4 protein-coding genes are annotated in these 7932 nt (G+C 51.5%); 3 read left to right on the forward strand and 1 reads right to left on the reverse strand.

Annotated elements, in window-relative coordinates; genetic code table 11:
* Nucleotides 1–72: 72 nt before the first annotated feature.
* Genes IBX50_RS14830 through IBX50_RS14840 form a run of 3 tightly spaced genes read left to right on the forward strand, consistent with a single transcriptional unit; the run spans nt 73 to nt 6155 of the window.
* Nucleotides 73–1245 (forward strand): DUF3095 family protein, encoded by a 1173-nt coding sequence (locus IBX50_RS14830; protein WP_292257072.1) that lies wholly within the window; start codon nt 73–75, stop codon nt 1243–1245.
* Nucleotides 1242–2471, forward strand: a complete 1230-nt coding sequence (locus IBX50_RS14835) for an exonuclease SbcCD subunit D C-terminal domain-containing protein (protein WP_292257073.1) — start codon at nt 1242–1244, stop codon at nt 2469–2471. The genes IBX50_RS14830 and IBX50_RS14835 overlap by 4 nt, the downstream gene beginning before the upstream one ends.
* Nucleotides 2472–2480: 9 nt before the next feature.
* Nucleotides 2481–6155 carry an SbcC/MukB-like Walker B domain-containing protein gene (locus tag IBX50_RS14840; protein ID WP_292257074.1) on the forward strand — a complete coding sequence of 1225 codons (3675 nt, stop codon included), beginning with the start codon at nt 2481–2483 and terminating at the stop codon, nt 6153–6155.
* Nucleotides 6156–6166: 11 nt separating this feature from the next.
* Here the strand turns inward: IBX50_RS14840 and IBX50_RS14845 are convergent, their stop codons facing one another.
* Complete coding sequence (locus IBX50_RS14845) at nt 6167–7690, reverse strand: carbon-nitrogen hydrolase family protein (RefSeq protein WP_292257075.1); 1524 nt, start codon at nt 7688–7690, stop codon at nt 6167–6169.
* Nucleotides 7691–7932 lie beyond the last annotated feature (242 nt).

Genomic DNA, 7932 nt, shown 5'->3' on the forward strand with positions numbered 1-7932 from the left:
ATCCGTGATGGTCATTCCGCTCCAGCCTGCCAGCCTCACTCACCAAAATCTTGATTGCCTTGGGCTAATTCATTGAAAATCCAGGATTCAGCAGAATTTTTTGCACAACTGCCACCTTTGCAGTTTTTTTCCGATGTACTGATGGAACAAAACTATCATGAACTACCGGATGACTGGTGGCTGGTGGTCACCGATCTGGAAGGCTCCACTCAGGCAATTGAAGATGGCCGTTACCGGGATATCAACGCCCTTGGTGGTTGTACAGTAGCTGCAGTGCTAAACGCCGTTAAACCACTGGCAATTCCTTATGTGTTTGGTGGTGATGGTGCCAGTTTTTGTATTCCACCCAGTGCGGTTGAGGCGGTTCGCAAGGCGCTGCGTGGTTGTATTGAGCTGGCTGCTGAGCATTTTGACTTAAAACTGCGGGCAGGCCTTTTGCCCTACGGGTTGATCAAACCCACTACACCCTTGCTGGTTTGTTGTTATAACCGGTCTCCCGGTTTTCAGCAGGCCATTTTTGCCGGTGATGGTATGTTGGAAGCGGATCGTCTGGTTAAACAGGATGACCATTTCCATGTTCGTTTGGGTGAGGGTGAAGCTGAAGCCGATTTCAGTGGTTTTGAGTGCCGCTGGAATCGTGTGCCCAGTCCACAGGAAATCACCGTTAGTCTACTGGTTGAGGTGAGCTCTACAGAATTGCAGCAACAGTTCCGAGTTTATAAATCCTTGACCGAGCAGATGCAGGCATTTTTTGGTGGTGATGAACAACAACAACCGCTGACACTGGCTGGTTTACAGCTGTCTTTTAGCCGCGAAAAGCTGGCGGCAGAAGCCCGCGCCCTAAGTTACTCCGAAAAACATCAGCCATTCTGGCTGAATCTGTGGAAAATCCGTTTGTACAATTTTCTGGGTTTGTTATTGATGGGACTAGGGATTCGGATTGGCAAGGCTGACTGGGGGCGTTACAAACAGGACACACTGCTCAACTCGGATTATCGCAAACTCGATGGCATGTTTCGCAGTGTGTTTGCTGCCCGGCATCAAACCCTGGAGTTATTTACTCAATGGCTGGAGCAGCAGCGACAAGAAGGGGTGCTGAAGTACGGCATCCATATCAGTGATGCGGCTCAGGTGACCTGTCTGGTCAGTCAGGCGGGTGTAAAACACATCCATTTTGTGGATGGTTGTGACGGTGGTTATGCTCTGGCAGCCAAAGCATTAAAACAACAAGGAAACACCCCTTGAAAGTACTTCACACCTCTGACTGGCATCTCGGTCGATCCCTGCATTATCGCCGTCGTTATGCCGAGTTTGCGCAGTTTTTACAGTGGATATTACAAACCTTGGAACAACAACAGGTGGATGTACTGGTCATCGCCGGTGATATTTTTGATACCACCGCACCCAGTCATCGCGCCCAGACACTTTATTACCAGTTCCTGCATCAGGTGGCTGTATCTTCTTGTCGCCATGTGGTGATCACTGCTGGCAACCATGATTCTCCCTCTTTTTTGAATGCCCCCAAAGCCCTGTTGCGGGCATTGGATGTGCAGGTGATTGGTAGTGTGCCGGAATCGCTGCAAGACGAAGTGCTGGAGTTAAAAAATGCCGCTGGAGAAGTGGAGCTGATTGTTTGTGCCGTGCCTTACCTGCGGGATCGTGAATTACGCTCTGCTGAAGCCGGTGAAACGCTGGAAGACAAAGAGCGCAAGCTACTGGCAGGCATCCGCCAGCACTATCAGGCGGTTGCAGAAGAGGCTGAAACCCTGCGCAGCAAAACCGGTGTGGATGTACCTATTTTGGCTACCGGGCATTTGTTTACTGCTGGGGGCAAAACACAAGAAGGGGACGGAGTGCGTGAGTTGTATGTCGGCTCTCTGGCACATGTCACCGCAGGGATTTTTCCTGAAAACCTGGATTATGTAGCACTGGGTCATCTGCATGTGCCCCAGCTTGTGGGTGGTAAAAGCCATATTCGTTACAGCGGTTCACCACTGCCTATGGGTTTTGGTGAAGCCAGTCAGCAGAAGAGTGTGGCACTGGTGACCTTTACTGGCCGCCAACCGTCCGTGGAATTATTGCCGGTGCCCACTTTTCAGCGTCTGGCCAGTATTCGTGGTGACTGGCAACAGATCCAGAGTGCCTTGCAGCCATTAATGGTCAGTGGTGAAAGCATCTGGATTGAAATTATCTACCAAAGCAGTGAATTGCTACCCAACCTGCGGGAGCGTATTGACGAGCTGCTGGATGGCTCAGCCATTGAAGTGCTCAGAGTGCGGGATAACCGAGTGATTCAGCGAGTGATGCAACAGGCGAATGTGGAAGAAACCCTGGATGACCTGAGTGAGCAGGAAGTTTTTGAACGTGTATTGGTGGCACATCAGGTTGATGAACAACAACGACCCGCTTTGCGAGACAGCTACCAACAGGTGCTGACCGATTTGTACGAACAGGATCAACAGGCCGGATAAGGAACCACCATGCGAATACTTGGCATACGCCTGAAGAACCTGAACTCCCTGGTAGGTGAATGGCAGTTGGATTTAACCGAGGCGGCTTACAGCAGTGAGGGCATTTTTGCCATCACCGGCCCGACCGGAGCCGGTAAATCGACCCTGCTGGATGCCTTGAGCCTGGCACTTTACGGTCAAACCCCACGGCTGGGGCGTATCACCTCATCTGACAATGAAGTCATGTCCCGCCAGACCGGTGAATGTTTTGCTGAGGTCACCTTTGCCACCACCAAAGGTCAGTTTCGCTGTCACTGGGGGCAACATCGGGCAAGAAAAAGCCCGGATGGTGCCCTGCAAAATGCCGGTCATGAGCTCTCCGAGCTGGAAAGCGGCAAAATCCTCTGCAAAAGCTTAAAAGACGTACCCAAAGCAGTGGAAGAAGTCACCGGTATGGATTTTGAGCGTTTTACCCGCTCCATGTTGTTGGCACAGGGTGGTTTTGCGGCTTTTCTGAAAGCAGCACCCAACGAACGCGCCCCTATTCTGGAGCAGATCACCGGCACCGATATCTACAGCCAAATCTCCATTCGGGTGCATGAACGCTTCACTCAGGAAAAACAGCAACTACAAAGCCTGCAGGATGAGTTGGCGGGTATGAAACTGCTCAGCACCGAAGAGCTAGAGCAGAAAACCCAAGCCTTAACACAACAACAGAAAGAAGCAGAAACCCAGCAACAGCAGATTAAAAACAGCCAGCAGGCACTTAGCTGGTTAGAAGGGCTGGATCGACTTCACAAGGAGCAACAGGTATTACAGCAGCAGGCGACACAACTGGTACAACAGCAGGCAGATTTTGCACCACAACACCAACGCCTGCAGCAGGCCAGTAAAGCACTGGAACTAGCCGCAGCTGGAGCTGAATTAAAAGCTCTGCGCAGTGCCAGTGAGCAGAACCATCAACGACTGCAAAAAAACCAACAATCCTTGCCGGATATAAAAAACCGGGCTGAACAAGCGACCGGGCAACTACAACAGGCCAGAGAAAACCACCATAAAGCCCAGCAGCAGCGGGAAGAGGCACAACCTCTGCTGCATCAGGTTCGAGTGCTGGATACCCGTTTGCAATCCCTGCAGGAACCTCTGCAGCGAGCTCATTCCCGCCTGATCGAAAATCAGCAAAAACAAACACAACTGCACAGCCTGTTAAGCCAGTTTGAACAGGATAAACACCAGCGCCAGCAGCGCCTTGATGAGCTGAATCAACTGCTGCAACAGAGCGCGGTGGATGCCGGACTGGCCAGTCAACTGCAGGGTTTAAACCAGCGCTTTAACAGCCTGCAGCAGGATCAACAGCTCAGCGCTGATTATCACCATCAGTTAAACACCCTGGCTGCTGAACAGCAAAAACTGGCCCTGCAGTTGCAACACCATCAACAACAAGTGCAACGGCAAGCAGAACACCAGCAACAGCAGCTGCTGTTGCAGCAGAATGAAGCCACCCGGCAGCAACTACTACAAAACCAGAACCTGCCAGATCTGCGCCAGATGGAACGCCAACTGACTGAACGCCTGAAGGTTATTCAGCAGCTGATGGAAGGATTAAACAACCATAGCCGATACCAGCAGCAGTTGATCAGTTTACAGACCCGGCAAACACCGCTGCAGCAGCAGGTTGAACAGACTGGGCAGCAGTTACAGCAGCTGGAAACCCAGCAGCAAAGTAAAACAGAAGCCAGGGATCTGCTGGAACAACAACAGCTGCTGCTGCACCGTATTGCCAGCCTGGAAGAAGCCCGTCAACAGCTGCAGCCAGATGAAGCTTGCCCCTTGTGTGGTGCGACAGAACATCCTTTTGTACAGCATCAACCACCTGCAGCAGATGAAGGTGGTCAGCGATTGACCCAGCTGCGGGAAGAGCTGCATCAACTGCAACTGCAACACCAGCAATTGCAGCAGCAACATGCCAGCCAGCAGGCTGATTATCAGGCTGCTGTACACAAAATCGCCGAAATCCATGAACAGCTGCAAGAACTCCAAAATCAGCTGACGCCGCTGATTAACCAACTGCAACTGCCCAATGATCTGAACCAGCTAAGCAGTCAGCTACCGGGTTGCTTTCAGGTCGACCAGCAACAACAACAGCAGCTTTCTCAGCGTTTGTTACAGTTAGAACAATTACAGGAAGCCAGAGAGCAGTTGCTGCATCAACAACAGACTGCAGCCGAACAGATCAGTCAGGATCAGAGCACCCAGACCAGTCTGGAGGCTCAAGCACAGCTGCAGCGAGATAAACACCTATGGCTGCATCAACAGCTGGAACAGCTGCAAAATCGTCTGCTAGCGTCCACACAGGCGCTGGAGCAGGCATTGTTGCCTTATGGGCTTAGTCTGAGCAGCGGGCAGGGGGTAGAGCAGCTGCAAAACACCCTGCAACAGCGTCTGGATTTATGGCAACAACGTCAGCAGCAATACACTGAGCAGCAAAGTCAGCTGCAGCAACTGCAACACCAGCAGATCAACCTGACCCAAGAGCAGCTTAAACACCATCAGGAAGCAACAACCCAGCTGCAGGCAGAGCTGCAACAGCTCAAAGCTAAGCAACAAGAGCTACTGGCAGAAAGAACACAACTTTTTGGTGGCCAGCAACCGGATGAACAGGAACAACAGCTAAAAAATCAGCTGAATGCCAGTGCCCAGCAGCTGGAGGTCACCAACCAGCTGCTGCGCGAGGCAGAAACACAACTCGAACAGCTGCAAACCCAGGAAAAAACTCTGCAGCAGGCTTTGCAAGAGCAGGATCAACAATTACAGATAACACAGCAGGATTTTAACGAACAGCTGCAGACACTGGGTTTTTATGATGAAAACGACTGGCAAGCAGCCTGCCTGCCAGAAACAGAACGCAAGGCCTTGGCAGAACAGCAACAAGCCTTGCAGAAACGCCAGATCGAACTGCAGTCCCGCCAGTTGCACAACCAGCAAATCCTTGAGGTCGAGCAGGGCAAACAACTGACCACTGAAGCCCTGCCAGCCTTGCAGCAGCAGTTGCAAGAGCAACAGCAGGTATATCAGCAACTGCTGGATACCCTTGGTGGCTTAAAACAAGAACTGAAAGCCAACGAAAACCTGAGATTGCAACAACAAGAACGCCTTGTTGCCATCGAAAAACAGCAGCAGGAAAGGGATCGCTGGCAGTTATTACACAACCTGATCGGTTCTGCTGATGGCAAAAAATTCCGTAACTTTGCGCAGGGGCTGACCTTTGAGCTGCTGGTGCGTCATGCCAACCAGCAACTCAGCAAAATGACAGATCGTTACCTGCTGGAAAGAGACTCACAAGAACCGCTGGAGTTACAGGTACTTGATAACTACCAGGCCGGTGAACAACGCTCAACCAAAAACCTGTCCGGTGGTGAGAGTTTTATTGTCAGCCTGGCACTGGCACTAGGCTTGTCCTACATGGCCAGTGATCGGGTACGGGTGGATTCCCTGTTCCTTGATGAAGGGTTTGGCACCCTGGATGAAGAAGCACTGGATACCGCGCTGGAAACCCTGGCAGGGCTCCAGCAGGATGGCAAACTCATAGGGGTGATTTCCCATGTGCCAGCCCTTAAGGAGCGAATCAGCACCCGCATTCAGGTCATACCGCAGACTGGAGGACGCAGCATCCTCCAGGGGCCGGGAATTAAACGAGGAGCTTAATGTTGATCAGACTATTTTCTCTCCAGCCTGAACAAGTCCAGTCGCCGATCCTTGAGGTTGGTGACTGAACCTTCGTTGCGCAGGATTTTCAGGCGTGAAAGATCAAGATCCGAGAAGAAGATCATTTCCGTGTTGGGCGTGGTTTCATTCAGTACTGCATCATGCGGGAAAGCAAAGTCTGATGGGGTAAAAACAGCCGACTGAGCATACTGGATATCCAGGCTTTCAATGGAAGGCAGATTGCCAACACTGCCACAGATCACCACGTAACATTCGTTTTCCACGGCACGAGCCTGGGAGCAGTGACGAACCCGCAGATAACCGTTCTTGGTATCTGTCCAGAAGGGCACAAACAGGATATCCATATCATCATCAGCCAGCAGGCGTCCCAGCTCCGGAAATTCCACGTCATAACAGATCAACATGCCAATACGACCGGCATCAGTATCAAATACTGCCAGATCATGTCCACCCTCAATCACCCAGTCACGGCGCTCTTGTGGGGTGATATGGAGTTTGGCCTGACGCTCCATGCTGCCGTCTCTGCGCAGCAGGTAAGCAACGTTGTAAAGCCGACCATCCTTGCCTTCTTCAACCATCGACCCAGCGATGATGTTGATGTTGTAACTGACCGCCATACGTTGCAGCTCACTGCGAAACTGCTCAGTAAAGGTTGCCAGAAAGCGAACGGTCTGTTTGGGGTCGGACTGGTCAGTTAATCCCATCAATGGGGCGTTAAAAAGCTCTGGAAATACCGCAAAGTCGCTTTGGTAGTCGGACAGGGCATCCACAAAAAATTCCACCTGCTGCAGAGCACTTTCAACAGAATCAAATTCACGCATCTGCCACTGCACAGCACCCACCCGCACTTCTGTGCAGATGTTGTCCAGCACCCGAGCAGCGGGTTCATAAAGAATGTTGTTCCATTCCAGCAGTGTGGCGTAACCCTGTGATCGGTCATCTTCCGGCAGGTATTCACGCATCAGGCGTTTTACCTGAAAATCATTGGCCAGCTGAAAAGACAGGATTGGATCGTGAATTTCCCGACGAGAAACCTGTTCCAGGTATTCGATGGGGTTCAGTGCATCAGCGTGCTCGTGGTAACCGGGGATACGCCCACCCGCCAGAATAGCGCGCAGATTCATCGAGCGGCACAGCTCTTTACGGGCTTCATAAAGGCGGCGACCAAGACGATGACCACGGAATTCCGGGTCAATCAGAGCATCGAGGCCATACAGGGCATCACCATCAGGATTGTTACGCACACTCTTGTTGCGATCTGTCAAATCACTGTATTTGTGGGGTTCCGAGAAGGTGGCGTAATCCACCAGAGCACTGAGCACTACAGCCACCAGCTGGTCATCATCCTCAATCAGAATCTGACCGTCCGGAAAATCCTCAATCAACTGGTCTATGGTCGACTGAGGCCAGGCGCCACCAATATCTTCATAAACATGATCCATCAGGATTTTCAGCTTGGGGTAGTCAGTTTTTTGCAGATTACGAAGGTTAAGGTGGGGTTCTTCAATACTCATGGGGGTTCCTGTTCTATGGCAGTGGCCTTGATTAGAACAAGCGAGGCGGGGGAATACAAGTGACAGTCAACGCTGGCAATGCCCCGTTCTAATGGAAACCTGTTAGGCTGTATGGGTAATTGTATGGGTAATTTTTCCAGCACAAGAAAAAGGGCTTACAGTGATTAGCCGTAAGCCCTTTTTGTCTTTTGGTCGGAGTGACAGGATTCGAACCTGCGACCCCTTGCACCCCATGCAAGTGC

This window comes from Marinospirillum sp. (genome assembly GCF_014859565.1).